This is a genomic window from Gardnerella rara, assembly GCF_055452355.1.
Genome location: NZ_JBVBJP010000006.1, coordinates 31,779 through 53,463 on the forward strand (window position 1 = coordinate 31,779; position 21,685 = coordinate 53,463).

Consider the following 21,685-nt stretch of genomic DNA (forward strand, 5'->3'; position numbering starts at 1 on the left):
TAAATGGCAGGTAGATTAATGAAGTCAAATACGAATTCTAAAAATAGTCATCGTCATGCACAAGATGCTGCGTCAATTAGCGCTTCTGTTCGTTTTAGAAGATTCAAACTGTGGTCTTTATCTATTTTGAGTGCGGCAATACTTGTTTCTTGTGCAATTGTTGCCTCTTTCGTATGCCCGCTAAAGCAGCTAACAGATGACCCTATTTCTCCTGTTGGAAGCGTAGAAAAGCGCGTTAGCTCTACAAACTTGCAAACAGTTTGCCCTAGCAGAATAGCTTTACCAGATTCAGCAAATTATGGAGATAGCGAGTTTCAAGAATCCGAAGGTGATTTAAAGTCAATAGCCAGATATGCGTCTTTTGGTAGCGTTTATAAGTCCACTTTTAACGGCGTAAAATATGCTGGAGATTCTAAAGATTTAGTCAACAAATCTTTTAATAATCCTTCTACTTATGATTCTAGCGAAAATAGCGATGGGGCTTATTTCGCGCAAAGCGATGTAGACAAAGATGCTAAAGTTTTGGAAAGTAGTCTTTTAAACGCGCAGTCTGGCACTGGTTCCGCAGCTTCAGCTGCTTCTTGGGCCACTAGCGGAGATTTAAAGGGCGTATCTGCCACTTCTTGTGTGTCTCCTTCAATGCGTCAAAGCTTTATTATTCCAAAAATATCCGAAGGAATCTCTGTAAGATTAAATTCTGTTAATCTTTCGTCTAAGCCTACGGTTGTAAGCGTTAAAGCATGGTCAACTAATAAGTCTGGCGCTGGGCTAAATCTTTCTACAGGAAGCACCTTTACTGTTCCAGCGCACAGCGACGCATATTTTAACATTTCCGCAGCTGCTGCAAAGTCCGATGGTCTTTACATTCAAGTTTTAAGCGAACAGGCTCCAGTTTCGTCGTTCGTTAAGTTTATTCGTTCATCTGGTCTTGTTTCTAAAGGCGTGGATATTATTTCGCCAGAAGAATCCGCATCTTTAGAGCCTGTTTTGCCAGGCATTAGTGAGGGCGATCAAGCCAAAGCTTATATTTGGTCTACTAAAAGCGGAAAAGCCAACTTGTATTGGCTAGATGAGTCTGGAAAAAAGAGCATTAAAGAAGTTGATTTTAATGCAAGACAGGTTCAGGTTGTTGATTTAGCAGAAGTTCCTAAGGGTGTTGGCGCCATTTTTGCGCAGAGCAACGTTCCTATTTTTGCTATGGCTTCGGTTGAAAGAAATGGTAAAGATGGCCAGAGTGATGTTGCTTTTGTTAATGCTGTTCACTCTATTACAAATAGTGCGCTTGTGTCTGCATTTTCTGCAGACGAAACATCGCTTTATATTGCAAATGGACTGGTTAGCAATGCCAATGTAACGCTTAATGCTTACGATTCTTCTGGCTTAAAAGTCGCTTCTAAGTCTATTAGTGTTAAGCCATATTCTGTTGCAACAGTTTTAGCAAAAGATGTTGATCCTAAAGCGGTTATGTTTACTATTAAATCTAAGTCTGGCGTTTCGTTTGCGTCTAGAGTTCAGTCAAAAGCAGTAAATGACGCTGGTTTTGCAGGAGTGGCGTGGATTTCTTCTAAATCGCTTGACCCTAACAGCATAAGCGTTAAAGTCCGCTCAAATCCTTCGATTGTAAAGTAGACTTAGGGCTTTTAGGCTGTTATTTATAATCCCCAATCTGGGTCGATTTCTTCTGGTCTTCTGCCATACAGTTCTGCTAAACGTTGAACTATTTCATCTCTAATCGCGTATTGAAGCTCGGCTCTGCTAGTAACGTGCGTGCATAGCGGAAGTCTGTATAAAACTATTCTTTTTGGCATTCCCTTAGAAGAAGGAAAAGCTTGAGACATTATTCTTTTGTTATTTTCCCAAAGCACTGGCTGGCTTGGAGGAACGTCTTCTACAGCAAATTGAACATCTTTTATAAGATTGGACCAAGCGCTATTAAGCCTTCTAATTTGACCCGCCACCATTGAGTCAAACATTCCACTAGCCGTCCTGTATCTAGGAAGGCGTGTGCCAAACATTGGCGCTCGCATGCCGCGTCCGTGGCGGTTTCTGTATCTTTTTTGTTCCCATATTAAGCACGTCATACACTTAACTTTATTTGTATGCTAGGGCATTTGTTTAATGCGCGTGCGCAAAACGGTGTAGTAAATATGTTAATAATATGGAATACTTGAATTGCATGGTTTGTACAGGAGGAAAGTGTTGGAGCCAAATATTCATGAGTACAATGAGCAGGGTCTTTGCGAGCGCCTTGCTTTGTGTTCGCTTATTGGTTTTGACTTAGACAACACTCTTGCATGTTCTAAAAAACCTATGACTAGCCCAATGTGCAAGGTTTTTGGAGATTTAATCAATAAAATTCCTGTTGCTTTAATTACGGGCGGAGACTTGCGATTAGTCAAAAGCCAAGTTTTAAGCGTTTTGCCTGCTGCTACGAATTTAGATAATTTTCACATTATGCCAACTAACGGAACAAGCTATTATCGCATTGTTGACGGCGAATTAAAATGCTTGTATTCGCATACTATTTCTAGCCAAGACGCAAATCGCATTATTCAGGTTATTAGCGATTGTGCTAAAAAAATGGGATTGCTAAAAAGCAATGGAGATAAAGATCTTTGGGGCAGTCAAATAGAAAATCGTGGTACTCAAATCACTTTTTCTGCACTAGGTCAGCTTGCGCCAATTGAGTGTAAAAAGAGTTGGGATCCTAGTGGCAAGCTAAAGGAAGAGTTGGCTGAACAGATTTCTAAAGATTTACCTGATTTTTCTGTGCGGGCTGGCGGCGAAACAAGCGTTGATGTTGTTTGCAAGGGCAATAATAAGGCCTATGCTCTTAAGTCTCTTTGCAAGATTTGCGGCATTTGCCTAGACTCGGTTGCTTTTGTTGGAGACCGCATGTACAAGGGCGGAAACGATTACCCAACTTCTTTAACAGGTGCGCTTGCAGTCTGCGTAAAAAATCCTAGTAATACCTTTGAATTGTGCTCTAGGCTGTTGGAAAGTCTTAAGTAAAGTCTTAAGTAAAAAGCCTTTAACCACATTGCTCTAATTTTATTGTCATTTATTTTTAGCATTGCTATTGTCTTTTTATGCTTTACAAAAATCTTAGTGCCAATAAGCAAAATCGGCTTATTTTCAACGTTTCTTGGCTAGACGTGTTTAAAACTATTCTTAATTTTGCTTTTCCAATTTGCTGCGCTGGCTGCTCAATGGCGGATTGCGTGTTGTGTAGCGAATGTAAAGCAAAGTTTAGCGAGTGGCATATGGATCCGTTTAGCGGAGTGTTTTGCAAAAATATTTATTCTTGCGCAACATACGGGTGGTCGGTAAGAAGATGCATTTTGCAATGGAAAGACCACGGAAATCAGCTTTTAGATAAGCCCTTTTCTAGCTTGCTTTTTCGCTTGATTATTAGTGTTATTGGAAGCTCTGGCAAAGTGGCCATTATTCCCGTTCCTTCGTCTTTTGTCTCCAAAAGAAGGCGTGGCAGAAGTCAAATGGATTCAATTGCTAAAAATGTTGTTAAAAGTCTTAAAGAGCATGGCATTGATGCCACTTTTGTTAAAGCAATTAAAATGACCAGCATAAAGGTTAAATCTGTTCAAGCAAGGGGGAGTAGAGCCAGATCTTTGCGCACATCTAAAGGCTTATCGGTAAATGTAAAGGGCATTAAAAGTGGATGCAAAGTGATTATTATAGATGACATTATTACTACGGGGTCTACGTTAAAAAATTGTGTTAAAGAGTTAAATAAAAGCGGCGTTGCTGTTTTTGCATGTTTTGCGCTGGCTGGAGTGTGGTCTAAAGAAAGCGTTTTATACTCTTAGATTTTTAACGTTTTGAGCCGCGTTTTACGCTAATCCGCTCTGCGATTACGTGCTATTTGCTGTATGTTAATGGCAATGTTATTTCAAAATTAACTCCGCGTTTATCGTCTACAACTCTAACGTTTCCGTGATGAAGCAGCGCGGCCCATCTTGCAATCGAAAGTCCTAACCCAGTTCCGCCAGATTCAGTGCCTATTCCTTGGCTGCCTTTAACAAATCTGCGGAAAATATCTGCACGATTTTCTTTAGGTATTTGTGTTCCAAAATTAATAACATTGCAAACTAAAATATTTTTTTCGTAATTTGACTTAGCGCTTATAAGAATCTTAGTGTTGTCTGCAGAATGTTTGATTGCATTAGATATTACATTTGTAAACAATTGAGAAAGACGATTTTTGTCTCCAACAAGCATAATGTTGTTTTCAATATTAAGACTTATGCTGTGATTGTGGCCTGCATCTGCGATTTTTACTGTTTCTACAATGTTGTTAATAAAGTCTTTAAAGTCAAAGCTGGTAATAACAAGGCTTTCTGCGCCTGCTTCTACTCTAGATAAGTCAAGAAGAAAAGTGATTAAATCCGCCAATTTATGCGTTTGGTTTACAATCGCTTCCATGTTGGATGGAGTTGGGTCCACAACGCCGTCTGCAAGGTTTTCCACCATTGCTTGCAAAGCGCTAACAGGCGTTCTAAGCTCGTGACTAACGTTTGCTATAAGATCTCGGCGCATGTTGTCTGCATGCTCAAGTTCTTCTGCCATTTCGTTAAAGGCAAGAGTGAGTTTTCCAACCTCGTCTTTTCTGTTTTCAATTTGAACACGTACGGAATAGTCGCCATCTGCCATTGCTTCGGCAGCATCACGCATTTGTCTAAGTGGCGAAGTTAATCCTCTAGAAAATGCGTATGTTATTCCCAATGCAACCGCAAGAGTTAGCGGCATTGCAATCCAACCGCTTAATCCAACTTTTAGTAAAAACCACGCCATAACAAACGCTATAGCGGTTGCAAAAACAATAATCGCAGATAATTCGCCTTTTAATGATGTAAAAAATCCAATGGCGCTTTTAGTGTGAAGTAGTGAATCGTGATTATTCTGTTTATTTTTACTATCTTTGCCAATCAAATTATTGCTCATAATCTATTGCTCATAATCTTCTTTAGGCGGTTCAAAAGCGTAACCCACTCCATGTATTGTGCGAATCCAAGAAGATCCAATCTTGCGCCTTAAAGATTTAACGTGAGAATCAACTGTTCTTGTTCCCGAAGCGTCTGGCCAATCCCAAACTTTTTCTAAAAGTGTCTCTCTTTTTAACACTTCGTGAGGGTGATTTGCAAAAGTTGTAAGTAAAGAAAATTCGGTAGGCGTAAAATGAATCGCCTTTTCGCCAATCGTAACAAGTCTTTGCTTTGGGTCAATAACAAGGTTTCCAAACTTAAACAAATTACTGTACTGTTCTCGTTTGGCTATTAAAGTTGCGCGTTCTACTCTGCGCAAAAGTGCAGCACATCTTGCAATAAGCTCTCTAGGGGAGAATGGCTTTGTAACGTAGTCGTCTGCTCCTGCGCTTAATCCAGCTAATTTATCTGCTTCTGCGTCTCTTGCTGTAAGCATAAGAACAGGAATAGGGCATTTAGATACTATTCTTCGAGTGGCTTCTATGCCATCCATAAGCGGCAGCATAATATCCATGATTATAAGGTCTGGTTTTAAGCTTAATGCTGCTTTAACGGCAGACACTCCGTCAGAAACAACTCTAGCTTTCCATCCTCTAGCAACAATGCGTTGTGCTATAGCGGTAGCTAAATCTGGCTCATCTTCTACAACAAGAATTGTTCGAGGAGCACTTGTTTCTGATGGAGTGTCCAACATTTTAACCTAGTTTAGATTTCTTTTAGCTTTAACTATTTAATTATTACCTTAATCTACTGGCTTAAGGAATACGGCTCCAAGTGCTGGAACAGTAATCCTTGCAGAATACGGCCTGGAATGATATTCTTCGGCGGCTGCAGTAAATGTGCCGTTGTGAATATCGGAGCCGCAATACTTAGCGTCGTCGGTAGTAAGAATCTCTTGCCACTTTCCGCCCTTAGGCAATGCCACCTGGTAGTCTTGCCAAGCTTGACCCGAGAAGTTAACAACAACAACGATTTCTTCGCCATTATCGCCAATTCTCATGTAGCTTAAGGTGTTGTGGTCGGAATCGTCGCTAGTAAGCCACTGGAATCCATCTGGCGTAAAGTCTTGGCTCCAGAATGCTCGAGAGCTCTTATACAAAGCGTTAAGATCTGCAACCAGCTTTTGTACACCTTGATGGAATGGCCATTGAAGCTCGTGCCAATTAAGTGAATTGTTGAAGTTCCATTCGCAAGACTGGCCGATTTCTCCGCCCATAAACAGAAGATTCTTTCCTGGGTGAGACCACTGATATGCCAAGAGTGCTCGAAGACCAGCAAATTGTTGCCACTCGTCTCCAGGCATCTTTCCAAGAAGAGAACCCTTGCCGTACACAACTTCGTCGTGGCTTAGAGGCAACACGTAATGCTCGGAATACGCGTAAACCATAGAGAATGTGATTTCGTTGTGATGCCAACGGCGATTAATTGGCTCTTCTTTAAGGTATTGCAACGTATCGTGCATCCAGCCCATGTTCCACTTTAAGCCAAAGCCCAAGCCGCCCATGTCTGTAGGAGCAGTAACGCCTTGGTATGCAGTGGACTCTTCTGCAATCATCATAATTCCAGGATTATTCTTGTATGCAGTAGCGTTTGCTTCCTTAATAAAGTCAATAGCCTCAAGGTTTTCACGCCCGCCATACATGTTTGGACGCCATTGACCAGCTTCACGGCTGTAATCCAAGTAGAGCATAGAAGAAACAGCATCTACTCGTAAAGCGTCAACGTGATATTCGCTAAGCCAGAAGCACGCGTTAGCAACCAAGAAGTTACGAACCTCGTGTCTGCCAAAGTTAAATATGTAGGTTCCCCAATCTGGGTGCTCACCGCGAAGTGGATCTGGATCTTCGTAAAGTGCAGTGCCGTCAAATCTACCCAAAGCAAAGTCATCCTTAGGGAAGTGTGCTGGAACCCAATCCATAATCACACCAATGCCAGCCTTGTGTAGCTTGTTTACCAAGTACTTAAAGTCATCTGGGCTTCCAAGCCTGGAATCAACAGCATAATAACCAGTAACCTGATATCCCCAAGATCCCGAGAATGGGTATTGAGTAAGAGGCATAAACTCAACGTGGGTAAAGCCTTCTTGCTGAACGTAATCAACAAGGTGGTCTGCAAGCTCGCGATAATTCTCGTAATCACGATTCCAGCTATTTGCCTGAACTTCGTAGATGCTAACAGGGCCATCATGTGCATTAGTCTTTGCGCGCTGCTCAAGCCATTCACTATCGTGCCACTTAAAGTCGGAGTCAACAACAACAGAGCCTGTGTTAGGTGGGACTTCGTGAGAGCGCTCCATTGGATCCGCCTTCATAATCCAGTTTCCAGCTTGAGTCATAATCTCAAACTTGTAAACCTCACCTGCGCCTACTCCTGGAATGAAAAGCTCCCAAATTCCGCTAGAGCCAAGGGATCGCATTGCGTGGCGGCGGCCATTCCAATAGTTAAAGTTGCCAACAACTCTTACAGCGCGAGCGTTTGGAGCCCACACGGTAAAGGATGTTCCAGTAACTTTTTTAACCATTTTGCCTGTTTCTGGGCTTACAAGACCCCAAGAATCAGTAATGCTTTTAATATGAGCGCCTAACGCTTCCCAAAGTCTTTCGTGTCTGCCTTCACCGAACAAATACATGTCCATGTCGCCAATTTGCGGCAGGTAACGATATGGGTCATCGTCTACAGACTCGGTGCCATCTACTTCTACGGTACGAATTCGGTAGCTAGGAACAGACCATTCCTTGCTTTTAGCGTGCTTAGTTGCAGGAATAGTGGCAACAAAAATGCCGTTGTATTCGTGTTGAGCTTCGTATTCGCCGCTCTTAGTGAGAATTGTTACCTTCTTGGCCATTGGTCGCAAAACGCGAACCGTGGCAGTACCAGCGCCTTTGCCAGTTCCGAGATGTCCACCAAGGACCTCGTGTGGATTGTAGTATTCTGCGTTGCTCACCGCAGCAAGCACGTCTTGACGAACGGCAACTGCGATTGCATCTTCATTGATGTTAGATACTGTACTCATGTTGTCTATCATACAACATTATTTGCGTATGTCTTGTGTGTTTTGAGCAAAGTTTTACTAATAAGTCAAAAAAATAATTTAATAGCGCTCAAGTCTTTGCCTTATGGGAAACTGAAATGAGTTTTTCTGTGCATACGGAGGGTTCTGTGGGTTATCAAGTCGGCGATATGGTCGTCTATCCTCGTCATGGTGCGGCTAGAGTCGAGGAAATTAGTGAACGTACTGTTAAAGGTGTTACTAGGCAGTATTTGCGCTTAGTTGTATTGTCTTCAGATGGTTTAGAGATTAACGTTCCAGTAGATAATGTTAAAAAGGTTGGCGTTCGAGACATTGTTGGCGCCAAAGAAGTTGCTAAAGTTTTTGAGATTCTACGCACTCCAATCATCGAAAAAGAGATGAATTGGTCTAGAAGATACAAGCTTAATGTAGAAAAAATTGCCACGGGCGATGTTAATAAGATTGCAGAAGTTGTTCGCGATTTGTCGCAGCGAGATGTTGACGAACATGGGCTTTCTGCTGGAGAAAAGCGTATGCTTGCTCGCGCTCGCAGCATTCTTATATCGGAAATCGCATTATCGGAAAAGATTGACGAGACTCAAGCAGAACGTTTGCTTAATGTGAATCTTGGATATGCTAATCCTTTGCCTGGAGACGAGGAACACCATACTCATGCTCCAGAAGAAGCTGCTGCAGACACTCTTAGATTGCTTGCGGAAAAGTCTAAAAAAGCTAAAAAGAAGTAAGTCTATTTTTATTAGCTTAAATTTTATTAGCTTAAATTTGCCATATAGGAGCGCATTGTGTGCAAACCGCCGAAAGTAATTTCGATTGTAGGGCCAACAGCATCTGGCAAAACTAGTCTTGGAATTGCAATTGCAAAGAAATTTGCTGAACGTGGTGTAAAAGCGGAAATTATTAACGCAGATGCATATCAAATGTACCGTTATATGGATATTGGTACAGCAAAAGCAACTGAAGAAGAGCAGAGTGCGGTTAAGCATCATTTGCTAGATATTATTGATCCAGAAGATTCTATGAGCGTTGCAAAGTTTCAAACGCTTGCGCGCCAATGCATACGCGATTTGCAAGAAAAAGGTATTCGCCCGATTCTTGTTGGAGGATCTGGTTTATATGCTCGCGCTGCCGTAGACGATATAACTTTTCCTGGCACAAATCCTGATGTTCGCAAAGCTTTGGAAGAGCGCGAAAAATCGCAAGGAGCAATGGCGCTTTTTGAAGAATTACAAAGGCTAGATCCAGTGGCTGCTAAAAATATGGATCCAAGAAATTCGCGCCGAACAATTCGCGCGCTAGAAGTTATTGAGCTAACAGGTAAGCCGTATTCTGCAACTTTGCCAAAATACAAGTATTTGATTGATTGTGTGCAAATCGGTTTGGACTTAAACAGAGAAGATTTGGATGCACGAGTGGAGCTTCGTACAAAAATGATGCGCGAGCAGGGTTTTGTAGACGAAGTTAAGGCGATTCGCTCAAAGCTAGGCGTTACTGCTAGCAGGGCTTTGGGATATCCACAAATAATGGACTATTTAGATGGCTTATGCAGCGAAGATGATGCTTTTGCTGATATTGCTCAGAAAACTAAACGTCTTGCTAGAAAACAAATGGGTTGGTTTGGAAGAGATTCGCGTATTCATTGGGTTAATGCTTTGCAGCCAGATGTGGTTGATGCCTCAATGAAGATAATTAATGCTGCTGATAATGGCGATTTTAAAGATGATTTGATTGCCGAATCAACTTCTCATCATCTTGGTGAATTACAATGTATAGCAAAATAGGAGATTTTTGTGCATAATCATTTAGAAAATTCGAGCGCTAATGCTGCATCTGTTAAAGACGCAATTAGTGCGAGCCACGCGCATCAGCATAAGCTTTCTCTAACATTAACGCTAACGTCAATTGTGTTTTTGGCAGAAGTAATCGGCTCTGTTTTAACCAATTCAATCTCTTTGCTAATTGATGCAGGACATATGCTAACAGATATTTCCGTTTTAGCTGCGTCTACGGTTACTGCGATTTTAATGCGCAAGAAGCCTAATTCAAAGCGAACTTGGGGCTGGGCAAGGCTAGAGGTAATTACGGCTGCGGCTGGTGCTCTTGTGCTTCTTTTTGTAGGTGTTTATGCGATTGTGGAATCTGGAATGCGTCTTTTTGGCGCAAGTCATAATGAGATTCACAGTGTAAATCAGCTGCTTTTCTTTGGTATTCTAGGTCTTCTTGCAAATATTGCTTCGCTTATAATTTTGGTTTCTCAATCTAAAGACAATATGAATATGCGAGCAGCGTTCTTGGAAGTTATGAACGATGCTTTAGGTTCTGTAGCGGTAGTTATTTCTGCAGTTGTTATGATAGCTACCAATTGGAGTGGTTTTGACGCTGTGGCTGGCGGAATTATAGCGATTTTGATGATTCCGCGTGCATTGCACTTGCTTAAAAATGCTGTAAAAGTTTTGCTTGAGCAAACTCCAGAAGGCTTGGATATAGAAAAAGTTCGAGAACATCTTGAGCACGTTCCGCATGTTCTTGCTGTTCACGATTTGCACGCAAGCACGGTTTCTACAGGAATGCCTATTTTTATGGCCCATGTTGTTGTTGAGCGCGATTTGACGATGGATCAGTGTGCAGATATTTTGAGCCAGCTTCAGGATTGTTTGCGCGAGCATTTTCCAGTTTCTGTTTCGCACACAACATTCCAGTTGGAGCCAGAAGGATACACTACTCAAAGTTCGTCGGAGCATCACGAGTAGTTTTGTATTGCAACGCTTGTATTGCAACGCTTACGCGTGTTGTAAATATATGTAAAGTAGAGTGATATTATGCCGTTAAAAGAACTAATGGATAATCCGCATTCCGATCGCGTTAAGCGAATTTGTGCAATAAGTCGCGCAAAATCGCGAGAGGATGGGCGCTTTTTAGTCGAAGGTCCGCAAAGCGTTAGGGAAGCCGTAAAGTACGCGTGTAAGTCGATTTTAGATATTTATGTTTTGCAAGATGCTGTTAATGGCGGCAGTGATGGCGTTAGTAATGGCGTTAGCAATAATGGTTCTCTAGAGACAATCAGCAAAATCGTTGACGAATCCTTAAAAAATAATTGCTATGTGCATCCTGCAACTGCAGAAGTTATGCATAAAATCAGCACGGATTGCCAGGGGATTGTTGCGCTTTGTGATTCTAAGGTTTTAGACAAAGAATTTAAAGAAGAATTTAGTAAGATTGGTAAATCTGGCAAAGACATACTGATTGCAGCATGCTGGCAGGTAAGAGACCCGGGCAACGCTGGCGCGATTATTCGCGTTGCAGACGTGGCGGGTTGCAATGCTGTTGTTTTTGTTGACGATTGCGTAAGTCGTTTTAACTCAAAGCTTGTTCGCTCTACTGCAGGATCATTATTCCACTTGCCAGTAGTAAAAATGAGTGAAAATGAGTGGTTTGATTGGGCAAAAACCGCAAGTATAAATGTGATTGCTGCAGATATTTACGGCACGGAAAATAAAAAACCAAAGTCGTTTGCGCGTGTTTTAGATTCGTTTAATAATGCTTCTAATGTCGCTTCTAATGTCGCTTCTAATGTCGCAATATTATTTGGAAATGAAGCCAGAGGATTGCCGCAAGAAGTATTAAATAAAGTAGACGAAATATCGGTAATACCAATCTACGGAAAAGCGGAATCAATGAACTTAGCAACCAGCGCAGCAGTAATGCTAATGGGCTTGGCTATGTCTAGTCATGAGCGAAAAATGGGGATTTGAGACGTTTTTGAATGCTCTACAAAAGTACGCATACACGGATAGGAAGGGTGCTGTGGCAAAGAGTCAGCCGTTCGATGCAAAGGCAATTACAAAGGTAGTAAAAGAGGGCATTGCTTGTGTTCAAGCCGCTAAAACAATGGAAGATTTAAAAGCGGCAAAAACTAAGTATGCTGGCGCCCAGTCTGCAATGACGCTTGCTAGCAAAGCTATTGGAAGTCTTCCAGTAGAAGAAAAGAAAGAAGCTGGCAAAGTGATGTCTGCTTTGCGTGCTGATTTTGGTAGAGAGTTTGCGGCTGCGCAAGAGCGTATTAAAGCTGTTGAAGAAGCAAATATGCTTCAAAAAGAAACAGTTGATATGACTTTGCCAATAAATCGTAAGCCGCTTGGCGCTCGCCATCCGATTGCGCGTATTATCGAAGACTTTGAGGACTTTTTTGTGTCTATGGGTTGGCAGATTTCTGCAGGTCCAGAAGTGGAAACAGAGTGGTTTGACTTTGATGCATTGAACTTTGGCCCAGATCATCCTGCTCGCCAAATGCAAGACACTTTCTACGTGCAAGGAAATCAGGCGAAGGATGCTGCAGGATTTGTGGGATCCAACATGGTTTTGCGCACGCAGACTTCTTCCGATCAGGTTCGCGCGTTAATTGAGCGAGGCGTTCCTCTGTATATTGCATCCCCAGGCCGCGTGTTCCGCACGGATGAGCTTGATGCCACGCATACGCCAGTCTTCCATCAGTGCGAAGCTCTGGCAGTAGATAAGCACTTGAGCATGGCAGATTTAAAGGGTGTGCTTGATCGTCTTGCTGTTGCAATGTTTGGTCCAGATGCAAAAAGCCGTTTGCGCCCAAGCTACTTCCCGTTTACGGAGCCTAGTGCGGAGTTGGATCTTTGGTTCCCAGATAAAAAGGGTGGCCCAGGTTGGATTGAATGGGGCGGTTGCGGAATGGTTAACCCGAACGTTCTTAAGTCTGCAGGCTTAGATCCAGATGTTTATACGGGATTTGCTTTCGGTGTTGGTTTGGAGCGCACTTTGTTGCTTCGTCACGATATTAACGATATGCACGATTTGGTTGAAGGCGATAAGCGCTTCGCAGAACAGTTTGTGATGGGAGAGTAACTCATGCCAATGGTAGATATTGACTGGCTTAAAGATCATGTTGAAGTGCCAGAAGACTTGACTTATACTCAGCTTGCTAAAGATTTAGTACGCGTTGGCTTGGAAGAAGAAGAGATTCATGATTCTCAAGTTACAGGTCCTATTGTTGTAGGTTACGTTGTTGATGCTACTCCAGAGCCACAAAAAAATGGCAAGGTTATTAACTGGTGCCATGTTGACGTTGGAGATAAATATAACGAGGTAGACGAAAATGGCAATAAGGTTCCTCGTGGAATTATTTGTGGCGCTCCAAATATGGCTGCTGGAGAAAAGGTTGTTGTAACTCTTCCTGGAGCTGTTTTGCCTGGCGATTTTAAGATTGAGCCTCGCAAAACGTACGGCCACATTTCTAACGGAATGTGCGCTTCCGAGCGCGAGCTTGGGTTGGGAGATAGTCACGATGGCATTATTTTGCTACGCGAATATGGATTCTCTAAAGCAGAATATGAGGCATTAAAGCCTGGAGATGACGCAATGTCGCTTCTTCACTTAAACAAGCCTTTGCTAGAGATTAACATCACTCCTGATCGCGGTTACGCGTTCTCGTACAGGGGTGTTGCGCGCGAATATCACCATTCAACTGGTGCTGCATACACGGATCCTGTAGTGGAACTTAACAATAAGGTCAGCCAGGTTTCTGTTGAAAACGCGTCTACAGATATTGAAGTTAGTATTGAAGATACAAACCCTATTCATGGTGTTGTTGGCTGCGATCGATACTACGCGCGTGTAGTGCGCAACTTTAATCCACAATCCGCAAGCCCTAATTGGATGCGTAGGCGTTTGACTCGCGCTGGAATGCGTGGAATATCTCTTGCAGTAGACGTTACAAATTATGTAATGCTCGACTTAGGTCAGCCTCTTCACGCTTATGATTTAGACAAGATTGAAGGTCCTATTGTTGTTCGCCGCGCTAAAGCTGGAGAGCATTTAACAACTTTAGATGGCAAAGATAGAGAGCTTAACGTTGAAGACTTGCTTATTTGCGATTCTCCAAAGGGAAATCACGGTTCTCGAGTTCTTGGCCTTGCTGGTGTAATGGGCGGAATGTATGGAGAAGTAACTAGCGAAACAAAGAATATTCTTGTTGAGGCAGCGCACTTTGATCCCGTTTCTATTGCGCGTACAGCTCGTAGGCACAAGCTTCCAACAGAGGCTTCTCGTAGGTTTGAGCGCGGAGTAGATACTCAGCTTCAGCCTGCAGCTGCGCAAATGGCTGTTGCAATGCTTAGCGAGTTTGGTTCTGGAGAGCCTTCTAATACGCCTACAGACGTAAATAATACGGTTGATAGAAACGTTATTGTGTTTAAGGCTAGCGAAGTAGAACGTGTTTCTGGTTTAAGCATTGATTTGAACCGCATTAGCGATATTCTTACGGATATTGGTTGCTCTGTTGCTGGCGGCGGAAATGGTTCTTTCTCTGTTTTGCCTCCAACTTGGCGCCCAGACTTGAATGATCCATGTGATTTGGTTGAAGAAATTGCGCGCTTGGTTGGCTACGATGAGATTCCTGTTAAGGTTCCAGCTGTTCCTGTTACTGGCAAAACTGGTTTAACGCAGGAGCAAGCAACTCGTAGAGCTATTGCTTACGAGCTTGCAGAAATGGGCTTGGTTGAATCTTTGAGCTACCCGTTTGTTGGTGAGGAAGATTTTAAAGCTTTCCGCCAGGACGTTGATTCGATTTCTAAAGTCAGTGTAAAAATCGCAAATCCTTTGGCTGGCGATCGCCCTTGGCTTCGCAGGAATGTTCTTACCACTTTGGCTGGAACGGTTCGCAGAAATATTCGCCGCGGCTTGAGCAATGTTTCGCTTTATGAGCTTGGCCACGTGTATTTTGCAGATCCTAATGCTCCTGCAATTCCTGCTTTGCCTGGTTCGGTTCGCCCTACGGATGCTCAGCTTGCAGCTTTGGATGCGGGTTTGCCTAAGCAGCCTTTGCATGTTGCGGCGCTTTTTACTGGTAAAGCAGAAGAAACTGGCTGGCTTGGTACGCATCGAGACGTTGATTACAGCGATGCTCTAGAAGCTGTTCAGCGTTTAGGAAAGCGCATTGGCGTTGATTTTAAGATTCGTCAGCTTAGTGCAAACAATGCTCCAGCATCTTGGCATCCAGGACGTACTGCCAAAGTGTTTGTTGCTGTTGATGGCGGCGACGATGTGGAAATTGGCATTGTTGGCGAGCTTCACCCTAGCGTTAATGAGAACTTGGATTTGCCAAAGCATTCTGCAGCATTCGAGCTTGATTTGAGTGCATTGTTTGACGCAATGCAAGTTAAGCCTGTTCAAGCAAAGCCTGTTTCTACATTCCCTCCAGTTAAGCAGGACTTTGCGTTTGTTGCTCCTTCTTCTTTGACTGCTGGCGATTTAGAGAAAGCTATTGTTAAGGCTTCTGGCGATTTGCTTGAGTCGATTGAACTGTTTGATGTTTATGAAGGCGAGCAGCTTTCAGATGGTTTGCGCTCTCTTGCTTATTCTGTAACGTTTAGAGCTGCAGACCGTACGCTTTCTGGAGAAGAAATGGAAGCTGTTCGAGAAGCAATTACAAAAGCTGCTAAAGATTTGCATGCAACTTTGCGCGTGTAAAATCGTGAATTAGCTTTTAATTAATGCGACTGAATAACTATTCTTTAGTTGTTTGGCCGCATTTTTTATTGTGATTTTACTGTGATTTTATTGTGATTTTACTGTGATTTTTATTCAGTATATTCGTTATATCCAATATGCAAATATTAATAAAGATCAATAAATATTAGTAAATATTGGTCAATCTTGGTAAATATACGGAAAGTTATGCATATATACATGTATATTAGATTGGAATAGTTTTTTTAGAAAGGTTTGTCAGCTATGGTTCATGCAAAGAAGAATTTTGGGAATTTTGATGATAATGACTCTGCTGGCAAACAGCGTCCTGCAACTAAGGCTGCGCGATTAAACGCGATTGAGCAGGCGCTTTTAAGCGAGGTTATTACTTCTCAATCACAGCTTGCTTCTGTTTTGGCTCGTAATGGTTTTGATGTTACTCAAGCAACTCTAAGTCGCGATTTAGACGAGATAAATGCTGTTAAAATTCGTCTTACAGATGGCAGAATTGCGTACGTCTTGGGAGATGGCACTGGCAACCGTCACGCAATGGACACAGTTAGGATTGATCAGCAAGTTGCAAGAACTCTTTCTGGTCTTATTACAGAAGTTGGATTTGCTAATAATATTGTTGTGATTCACACTCCTTCGGGCGCTGCTCAATATGTTGCGAGTGTTATTGATAGGCAGCCATTAAAGGGAATTTTAGGTTCGGTTGCTGGCGATGATACCGTGCTTATGGTTTGTGTTTCTAACGAAGAAGCGGAAAATCGTGCAAATTGGATGCTTTCTGTTGCTTCTAGGTAGTGGAAAATCTGCAGCAAAATGGTGTGCAAAGCTTAAAATATCTGCAATTTAATATCTGCCATTTTGTAATACGCATATTCGATTAGGGTGAATTTTATGATTACGATTACAACTTCAAACTTAAACGGGATTCGCGCCGCCGAACGCAAGGGAATGCTTGATTGGGTGCAAAATCACACGCCAGATGTGTGGTGTATGCAAGAGGTTCGTGCTCCGCAAGATGCGATTGATCCGATTATGAGTAAAATTGAGGATTTATATGCATCTAAAAGTGGCGAATCGCAGCAGAATAATGGGCCATTTTGCGTTACAAACCAAATTTGCAAGGTTAAAGGTCGTGCTGGAGTGGCGCTTGTAACGTCTTTGCCAGTTATAAATCAGCGTTATGGTTTGCCTGGTTTAACCGAAGACGTGGATTCTGGGCGCTGGGTAGAAACCGATGTTCATACGCCTTTGGGGTATGATATTACGGTTGCGTGCGTGTATGTTCACGCTGGAAATGTTGACGATCCGCAGAAAATGCATCAAAAATTCCGCTTTCTAGATACTATGCTTACGCGATTGGGCGAGCTTAGAGATATTGCTGCAAGTGGCGGAAATCAGGCGATTTTGTGTGGCGATTTTAATATTGCGCACACGCCTCTTGACATTAAAAATGCTAAGGCGAATGAAAAAAGTGCTGGATTTTTGCCAGAAGAGCGCGCGTATATAGATCGCTGGATTAACGAATACGAGTTTGTAGACGTTATGCGAATGCTTGCTGGCAATATTCAAGGGCCATACACGTGGTGGAGTCAGCGCGGCAAGGCTTTTGATAACAATGTTGGATGGCGTTTAGACTACCAATTTGCAACTCCAGAGCTTGCAGAAACTGCTTGCGGATTTGTGATTGACCGCGCGCCAAGCTACGATTCGCGTTGGTCTGATCACGCTGCGCTAAGCATAAGATACAATGTGTGATTTTGCTTTGCTTGTGGTAGTCTGGTGAAGTTGAGTAAAAGTGGCGTTGGCCATTAGAAAAGAGGAATCATGGGATGGTTTAAGTCAAAGCGCAAGTCTAAAGATGCAGATAAAAATGCTGAAAATCTTGCGGATTTGCAATCCCAAAATTCAGCCTTAAACGAGCTTGTTGAAGGTGGATATAACGCAGATACTTATTTAGGCCGAGGAAACCTTAGAGGCCCGTGGGATATTGCAGACGAAAAAGTTCCTGATTTAAGTGCGTATATTGATTTTGGTGCTATTCGCATTCCGTACTTGCAGGGAATGGAGCTGCGTGTAAAAAAGCAGCGTGAATCTGGGCAAGTTCTTGGCGTAACTGTTACGTATAAGTCTTCTAGCGTTGAAGTTGAGGCGTTTGCAGCTCCTAAAACAGAAGGAATCTGGAGCGAAGTTCGCGCGGATTTGCTTAAGGGAAATTCTAATGCCAGGGAAGTGAATGGCGTTTTTGGCAAAGAGCTTATACTGCCAGTTAAAGTTGAAGATAAAACTGTGGATACGCGAATTGTTGGAGTAGACGGTACGCGTTGGATGCTTCGCGGAGTATTTTCTGGTGTAGCTGCTGCAGATTCTGCTGGAAACGCTGCTGCTGGAAACGCTTCTGCAGATGCAAAAAAGGCTAGCGGTGAAACCGTTTTGCTTAACAAGTGGTTTAGCGACATTGTTGTAGATCGCGGGGACGAACCATTAGCTCCTAGAGATATGATTCCAATGCATGACGTTTCGGTTCCTAGAGATTCTGGCGATGGCAATGGCGATGGCGATGGCAATTCTGGCGAAATTCCAGGCCGTCCAAAGGGTCCGCTTGGTGCCGATCAGCAGGTGGAAGTAAAGACTACACTAACTCGCGGCCCAATGTTCTCCGAAGTTCGTTAGTAAAATCAAATAGCAAAAGTCGTTAGCAAAAGTCATATAGTAAAGTTCGACGGTAAAGTCAGGCAGCAAAGGATATTGTCTTGGAAAAAAATGTGCGCGGCAAAAAACGCTCGGGATTAGCTTCTTTGGCTTCAATTGGATCCGAAGAAAAAGCGTTTTCCGTGATTGACTCCCTTGGCGGAGTTCGAGGAGTAATCGAATCCATGCTGCCAGGCTTGCTGTTTGTTATTTGCTTTGTTGTAACACGAAATGTGCAAACAACGGTTATTGCGTCGGCTGTTCTTGCAGTTTTGCAAGTTGTAGTGCGCCTTATTCAGCGCCAGTCAATTATGGGAGCAATTAGTGGGCTTGTTTCCGTTGGAATCTGCCTTATTTGGGTGTGGACGAGTCATCAAGCGCGCGACTACTATATGATGGGCTTTATTACAAACGCTGTGTATGGTGCGCTTCTTGCGATTTCGCTGATTGCTCGCGTGCCAGCGCTTGGGCTTGTGATTGAGTCGATTCGCAAAATGCCTACGGAAAATTTTGGCGCGTGGCTTCACGAATGGCTTGATTACAGGCCACTTAAGCGTGCATACATGTATGTTACTGGATTGTGGATTGGCGTTTTTGCGCTGAGACTGGTTTTGCAAGTGCCATTATATTTGACGAATCACGTTGTGTGGCTTGGCACTGTTCGATTGCTTATGGGATTGCCGTTTTGGGCGCTGGCAATTTGGGTTTCTTACTTGATTATTGCAACGCCGTTTATGCGTCTTCATCATAAAAATCGAGAAGTAGAGCAGAGTGAAGTAAATTCTAGCGAAGTAAAATCGGCTTAACAAAAAATCATCTTAACAAAGCGTAAAACTAAGGGGTAATCTATGCAAGTGACGATGCGAATCGAGCGATATGCGGATCAAGGCAGATGCGTAGGTCATCTCGAAGGACGCGTTGTGTTCGTGCGATTTGCCCTCCCTGGTGAGCTGGTTGTTGTGCGTATGGATGAGCCGATGCGTGCAAAAGCGCACTTTTTTACTGGCGAAGTTGTAGAAGTTTTGGAGCCTAGTGCGGATCGTGTGGAGCCTCGCTGGAAGCTCGCGGGTCCGCTGTCTCAGGGCGGCGGAGTTGGAGGAGCGGATTTAATTCACGTTTCTTTGCCTGGTCAGATTCGTTGGAAGGCTTCCGTGATTGCCAATCAATTCCAACGTTTAGCGCACATGGATATTGCGGAAAGCGATGTTAGTGTTGAGCGCATTCCAGGGGACGAGGAGCTTAACGGATTTAATTGGCGTACGCGCATGGAGTTGGTTGCGGATGATGAAGGGCGATTGTCTATGCGTAAGCGCGAGTCGCATGATCGCATTGCGATTGATACTATGCCGCTTGCGTCGCGCGCGGTTTTGGCTGTTGCGGATTCTTTGGACTTGTGGAATCGTTCTTTCTCGCCAAATGCGCAAATTCGTCTTGCTGTTCCAGAGCCTCGAGTTGATGGTTTAGATTTTAATGATAAGTCTGCGCTTCTTAGTGCAATTGGCGAAAATTATGCGCTTATAGTAAATGATGAGTTGGTTGCAGGATCGGCTTTATTGCGCGAGCGCGTGCGCGTTGCGGCTGCTGGCGATTCATCGCGTATGCGTACTTTTGACTACGATGTTGACGCGCGCGGTTTTTGGCAGATTCACCGCGCAGCTCCAGAGCATTTGGTGAACTACGTTTTGGGATTAGTTCGTTCTGCGCTTGATGGGCGTAGCAAGAATACGGTTTTGTGGGATTTGTATTCTGGGTCAGGTTTGTTTACGATTCCGCTTGCGACTTTGGCTAATGTTGGCGGGGATTCTAATGGTGCTGCAGATTCAATTGGTTCTGCAGAACCAGCTCGAGTGCTTAGCATTGAGGGTGCGCCGATTGCTGTAAAGAATGCAAGGCGAAACATTGGGCGCGCAGGTCTTAGCAGGGATGTTGTTGAAGCTCTTGAAGGCGATGTTGCGCAAACGCTTGAATCGCAGGTGTTTAAGGCGAGTAAGTCATCTAAGATTGTGCGCCGATTTGCGCATCCAGATGTTGTTGTGTTAGATCCTCCGCGCGCTGGTGCTAAAGCTCAAGTTTGTAAGCAGATTGCGAAGTCTGGAGCAAGAAGCGTTGTGTATGTTGCTTGCGATCCTACTAGTCTTGCTCGCGATGTTGGCACGTTTAGGGAGCTTGGTTACAGCGTTCAGTCTTTGCGCGCGTTCGATATATATCCCAACACTCATCACGTCGAGAGTGTCGTATTGATGTCAAAGGCTTAATAGGTGGGTGCAAATTTGCCCTTGTGTAGCAGGGGTTAGCGAGGGCTATCGTTAAAAGGTTTAATGCGAAGCGGCTTTAAGCTGGGTTCTCGCGGTTTTTGAGCGTGATTTTGCTGTATGAGGGAACATGTCGACGCTTTAGGGTCGAGTGCACAGGATGTTAACGTTAAAAAGTGCACCCACTTTGCACCCAGCTGGTGAAGTGGGGAATGTCAATCAACGTTGAAGCTCTAACCCTGCTATCGCGCGATTAGCAAAGCTAATCGATGCGAAGCAGAGGTAGGTCTCATGTCAAGAATCTCCAAGAGAAGCGACCGAATAGGAAGCTTCGATTGGAAAGATTCGACGGCGGAGGCTCTAGTATTGATGACAAGAATAAATTAGAGTTTGTGGAGGACTGGATTGAATATAAAAGTAAAAGAAATTGAGAATAAACTAGAAAAGGAATCTGTATCGAGAGAAGTATTGTATGATCTTCAAGAATGGTTTGGAATGCCAGAAAGTACAGAAGAATATATTCAAGATTCACAGGAAAAGCCTTTTCTTGCTTGTTATATTAATGATAAACTTGTTGGGTTTATTGTGTTAAACGCAACCAGCAAGGATTGTGCAGAGATTTTTGTGATGGGTATAAAAAAGAAATTCCATAGAATGGGAGTTGGCTCGGTACTTAACAAAGCATACGAAGCTATGGCAAGGAAGATGGGTTACACATACTCACAGGTAAAAACTGTTCAGATGGGACACTACAAAGAATATGATATTACAAATCATTTTTATATCGCGATGGGATATAAAGAATTGGAATGTTTTCCAACTTTATGGGATGAGTGGAATCCGTGTCAAATATATATTAAATATCTAGGAGTGTGAGAACTCTAAGTTTATTTGCTTGAAACCTTTTAACGATAGGCAGAGATAATTGTTAAAAGGTTCATGGATATGTTTCTGCATACGAACATGTCGATAAGACATACCTAGTGTTTACTCGTTTAATCTTGTAATTACAGTATTTCTATTAAGCTTAACTTTGCCTTTTCTCTTTATATATTCTTCAATATCAAACACATTCTTCTTGTCATAATCTTCTAAGAGCGCAGTTTTTCTGTATGAGGTAAGATATCGACGCTCTAGGGTCGAGTGCACAGGATGTTAACGTTAAAAAGTGCACCCACTTTGCACCCACCCTGTGAAGTGGAAAAATA

The 21,685-nt window shown here is 43.1% G+C and carries 19 protein-coding genes; 15 read left to right on the forward strand and 4 right to left on the reverse strand.

Features of this window, described 5'->3' with window-relative positions:
• The first annotated feature begins 18 nt into the window (after positions 1–18).
• Positions 19–1,629: a DUF5719 family protein gene (locus tag ACZ0NX_RS05890; RefSeq protein ID WP_464406145.1), complete on the forward strand. Its 1,611-nt coding sequence runs from the start codon at positions 19–21 to the stop codon at positions 1,627–1,629.
• Between the two features lie 23 nt (positions 1,630–1,652).
• Here the strand turns inward: ACZ0NX_RS05890 and ACZ0NX_RS05895 are convergent, their stop codons facing one another.
• The gene (locus tag ACZ0NX_RS05895) at positions 1,653–2,081 is read right to left on the reverse strand and encodes a metallopeptidase family protein (RefSeq protein WP_060786473.1); all 429 of its coding nucleotides are present in this window, start codon (positions 2,079–2,081) and stop codon (positions 1,653–1,655) included.
• 115 nt (positions 2,082–2,196) lie between these two features.
• On the opposite strand from ACZ0NX_RS05895, the gene ACZ0NX_RS05900 reads away from it, so the two are divergent.
• Both ACZ0NX_RS05900 and ACZ0NX_RS05905 read left to right on the forward strand, forming a co-directional pair.
• Positions 2,197–3,012, forward strand: a complete 816-nt coding sequence (locus ACZ0NX_RS05900) for an HAD-IIB family hydrolase (protein ID WP_060786474.1) — start codon at positions 2,197–2,199, stop codon at positions 3,010–3,012.
• A gap of 77 nt (positions 3,013–3,089) precedes the next feature.
• Positions 3,090–3,827 carry a ComF family protein gene (locus ACZ0NX_RS05905; RefSeq protein WP_464406096.1) on the forward strand — a complete coding sequence of 246 codons (738 nt, stop codon included), beginning with the start codon at positions 3,090–3,092 and terminating at the stop codon, positions 3,825–3,827.
• Positions 3,828–3,879: 52 nt separating this feature from the next.
• On the opposite strand, the gene ACZ0NX_RS05910 is transcribed toward ACZ0NX_RS05905, so the two are convergent.
• Genes ACZ0NX_RS05910 through glgB form a run of 3 tightly spaced genes read right to left on the reverse strand, consistent with a single transcriptional unit; the run spans position 3,880 to position 8,016 of the window.
• Positions 3,880–4,962, reverse strand: a complete 1,083-nt coding sequence (locus ACZ0NX_RS05910; protein WP_415689231.1) for a sensor histidine kinase — start codon at positions 4,960–4,962, stop codon at positions 3,880–3,882.
• Between the two features lie 3 nt (positions 4,963–4,965).
• Positions 4,966–5,697: a response regulator transcription factor gene (locus tag ACZ0NX_RS05915; RefSeq protein WP_060786477.1), complete on the reverse strand. Its 732-nt coding sequence runs from the start codon at positions 5,695–5,697 to the stop codon at positions 4,966–4,968.
• A gap of 48 nt (positions 5,698–5,745) precedes the next feature.
• Complete coding sequence (gene glgB / locus ACZ0NX_RS05920) at positions 5,746–8,016, reverse strand: 1,4-alpha-glucan branching protein GlgB (RefSeq protein WP_415689233.1); 2,271 nt, start codon at positions 8,014–8,016, stop codon at positions 5,746–5,748.
• A gap of 146 nt (positions 8,017–8,162) precedes the next feature.
• Here glgB and ACZ0NX_RS05925 point away from each other — a divergent pair, with 146 nt between their 5' ends.
• The 12 genes from ACZ0NX_RS05925 (at position 8,163) to ACZ0NX_RS05980 (ending at position 21,353) form a co-directional block, all read left to right on the forward strand.
• Positions 8,163–8,759 (forward strand): CarD family transcriptional regulator, encoded by a 597-nt coding sequence (locus ACZ0NX_RS05925; protein ID WP_128813736.1) that lies wholly within the window; start codon positions 8,163–8,165, stop codon positions 8,757–8,759.
• A gap of 57 nt (positions 8,760–8,816) precedes the next feature.
• Positions 8,817–9,812, forward strand: a complete 996-nt coding sequence (gene miaA / locus ACZ0NX_RS05930; protein WP_464406098.1) for a tRNA (adenosine(37)-N6)-dimethylallyltransferase MiaA — start codon at positions 8,817–8,819, stop codon at positions 9,810–9,812.
• A gap of 9 nt (positions 9,813–9,821) precedes the next feature.
• Entirely contained in the window at positions 9,822–10,781 is a 960-nt protein-coding gene (locus ACZ0NX_RS05935) for a cation diffusion facilitator family transporter (RefSeq protein WP_464406100.1), read from the forward strand.
• Positions 10,782–10,850: 69 nt separating this feature from the next.
• Complete coding sequence (locus ACZ0NX_RS05940; protein WP_464406102.1) at positions 10,851–11,783, forward strand: TrmH family RNA methyltransferase; 933 nt, start codon at positions 10,851–10,853, stop codon at positions 11,781–11,783.
• A 52-nt stretch (positions 11,784–11,835) separates the two neighbouring features.
• On the forward strand, positions 11,836–12,903 hold the full coding sequence (gene pheS, locus ACZ0NX_RS05945) for a phenylalanine--tRNA ligase subunit alpha (protein WP_081090881.1): 1,068 nt from the start codon (positions 11,836–11,838) through the stop codon (positions 12,901–12,903).
• Positions 12,904–12,906: 3 nt separating this feature from the next.
• Complete coding sequence (gene pheT, locus ACZ0NX_RS05950; RefSeq protein ID WP_464406104.1) at positions 12,907–15,525, forward strand: phenylalanine--tRNA ligase subunit beta; 2,619 nt, start codon at positions 12,907–12,909, stop codon at positions 15,523–15,525.
• A gap of 264 nt (positions 15,526–15,789) precedes the next feature.
• Positions 15,790–16,332, forward strand: a complete 543-nt coding sequence (locus tag ACZ0NX_RS05955) for an arginine repressor (protein WP_016636269.1) — start codon at positions 15,790–15,792, stop codon at positions 16,330–16,332.
• Between the two features lie 96 nt (positions 16,333–16,428).
• Positions 16,429–17,292: an exodeoxyribonuclease III gene (locus tag ACZ0NX_RS05960; protein WP_415695751.1), complete on the forward strand. Its 864-nt coding sequence runs from the start codon at positions 16,429–16,431 to the stop codon at positions 17,290–17,292.
• A gap of 69 nt (positions 17,293–17,361) precedes the next feature.
• Positions 17,362–18,207 (forward strand): DUF3710 domain-containing protein, encoded by an 846-nt coding sequence (locus tag ACZ0NX_RS05965; RefSeq protein ID WP_464406106.1) that lies wholly within the window; start codon positions 17,362–17,364, stop codon positions 18,205–18,207.
• An 80-nt stretch (positions 18,208–18,287) separates the two neighbouring features.
• Positions 18,288–19,031, forward strand: coding sequence for a DUF3159 domain-containing protein (locus ACZ0NX_RS05970; protein WP_464406108.1), 744 nt, complete (start codon positions 18,288–18,290; stop codon positions 19,029–19,031).
• Positions 19,032–19,073: 42 nt separating this feature from the next.
• Entirely contained in the window at positions 19,074–20,480 is a 1,407-nt protein-coding gene (locus ACZ0NX_RS05975) for a class I SAM-dependent RNA methyltransferase (protein ID WP_464406110.1), read from the forward strand.
• A gap of 402 nt (positions 20,481–20,882) precedes the next feature.
• Positions 20,883–21,353, forward strand: a complete 471-nt coding sequence (locus ACZ0NX_RS05980) for a GNAT family N-acetyltransferase (protein ID WP_004111719.1) — start codon at positions 20,883–20,885, stop codon at positions 21,351–21,353.
• The last annotated feature ends 332 nt before the right edge of the window (positions 21,354–21,685 follow it).

Coding starts and splice junctions, on each gene's coding strand:
- ACZ0NX_RS05890 (WP_464406145.1), top strand. CDS start 19: ATGAAGTCAAATACGAATTCTAAAAATAGTCATCGTCATGCACAAGAT.
- ACZ0NX_RS05895 (WP_060786473.1), bottom strand. CDS start 2,081: ATGACGTGCTTAATATGGGAACAAAAAAGATACAGAAACCGCCACGGA.
- ACZ0NX_RS05905 (WP_464406096.1), top strand. CDS start 3,090: ATGCTTTACAAAAATCTTAGTGCCAATAAGCAAAATCGGCTTATTTTC.
- ACZ0NX_RS05910 (WP_415689231.1), bottom strand. CDS start 4,962: ATGAGCAATAATTTGATTGGCAAAGATAGTAAAAATAAACAGAATAAT.
- ACZ0NX_RS05915 (WP_060786477.1), bottom strand. CDS start 5,697: ATGTTGGACACTCCATCAGAAACAAGTGCTCCTCGAACAATTCTTGTT.
- glgB (WP_415689233.1), bottom strand. CDS start 8,016: ATGAGTACAGTATCTAACATCAATGAAGATGCAATCGCAGTTGCCGTT.
- ACZ0NX_RS05940 (WP_464406102.1), top strand. CDS start 10,851: ATGCCGTTAAAAGAACTAATGGATAATCCGCATTCCGATCGCGTTAAG.
- pheT (WP_464406104.1), top strand. CDS start 12,907: ATGCCAATGGTAGATATTGACTGGCTTAAAGATCATGTTGAAGTGCCA.
- ACZ0NX_RS05955 (WP_016636269.1), top strand. CDS start 15,790: ATGGTTCATGCAAAGAAGAATTTTGGGAATTTTGATGATAATGACTCT.
- ACZ0NX_RS05960 (WP_415695751.1), top strand. CDS start 16,429: ATGATTACGATTACAACTTCAAACTTAAACGGGATTCGCGCCGCCGAA.
- ACZ0NX_RS05965 (WP_464406106.1), top strand. CDS start 17,362: ATGGGATGGTTTAAGTCAAAGCGCAAGTCTAAAGATGCAGATAAAAAT.
- ACZ0NX_RS05975 (WP_464406110.1), top strand. CDS start 19,074: ATGCAAGTGACGATGCGAATCGAGCGATATGCGGATCAAGGCAGATGC.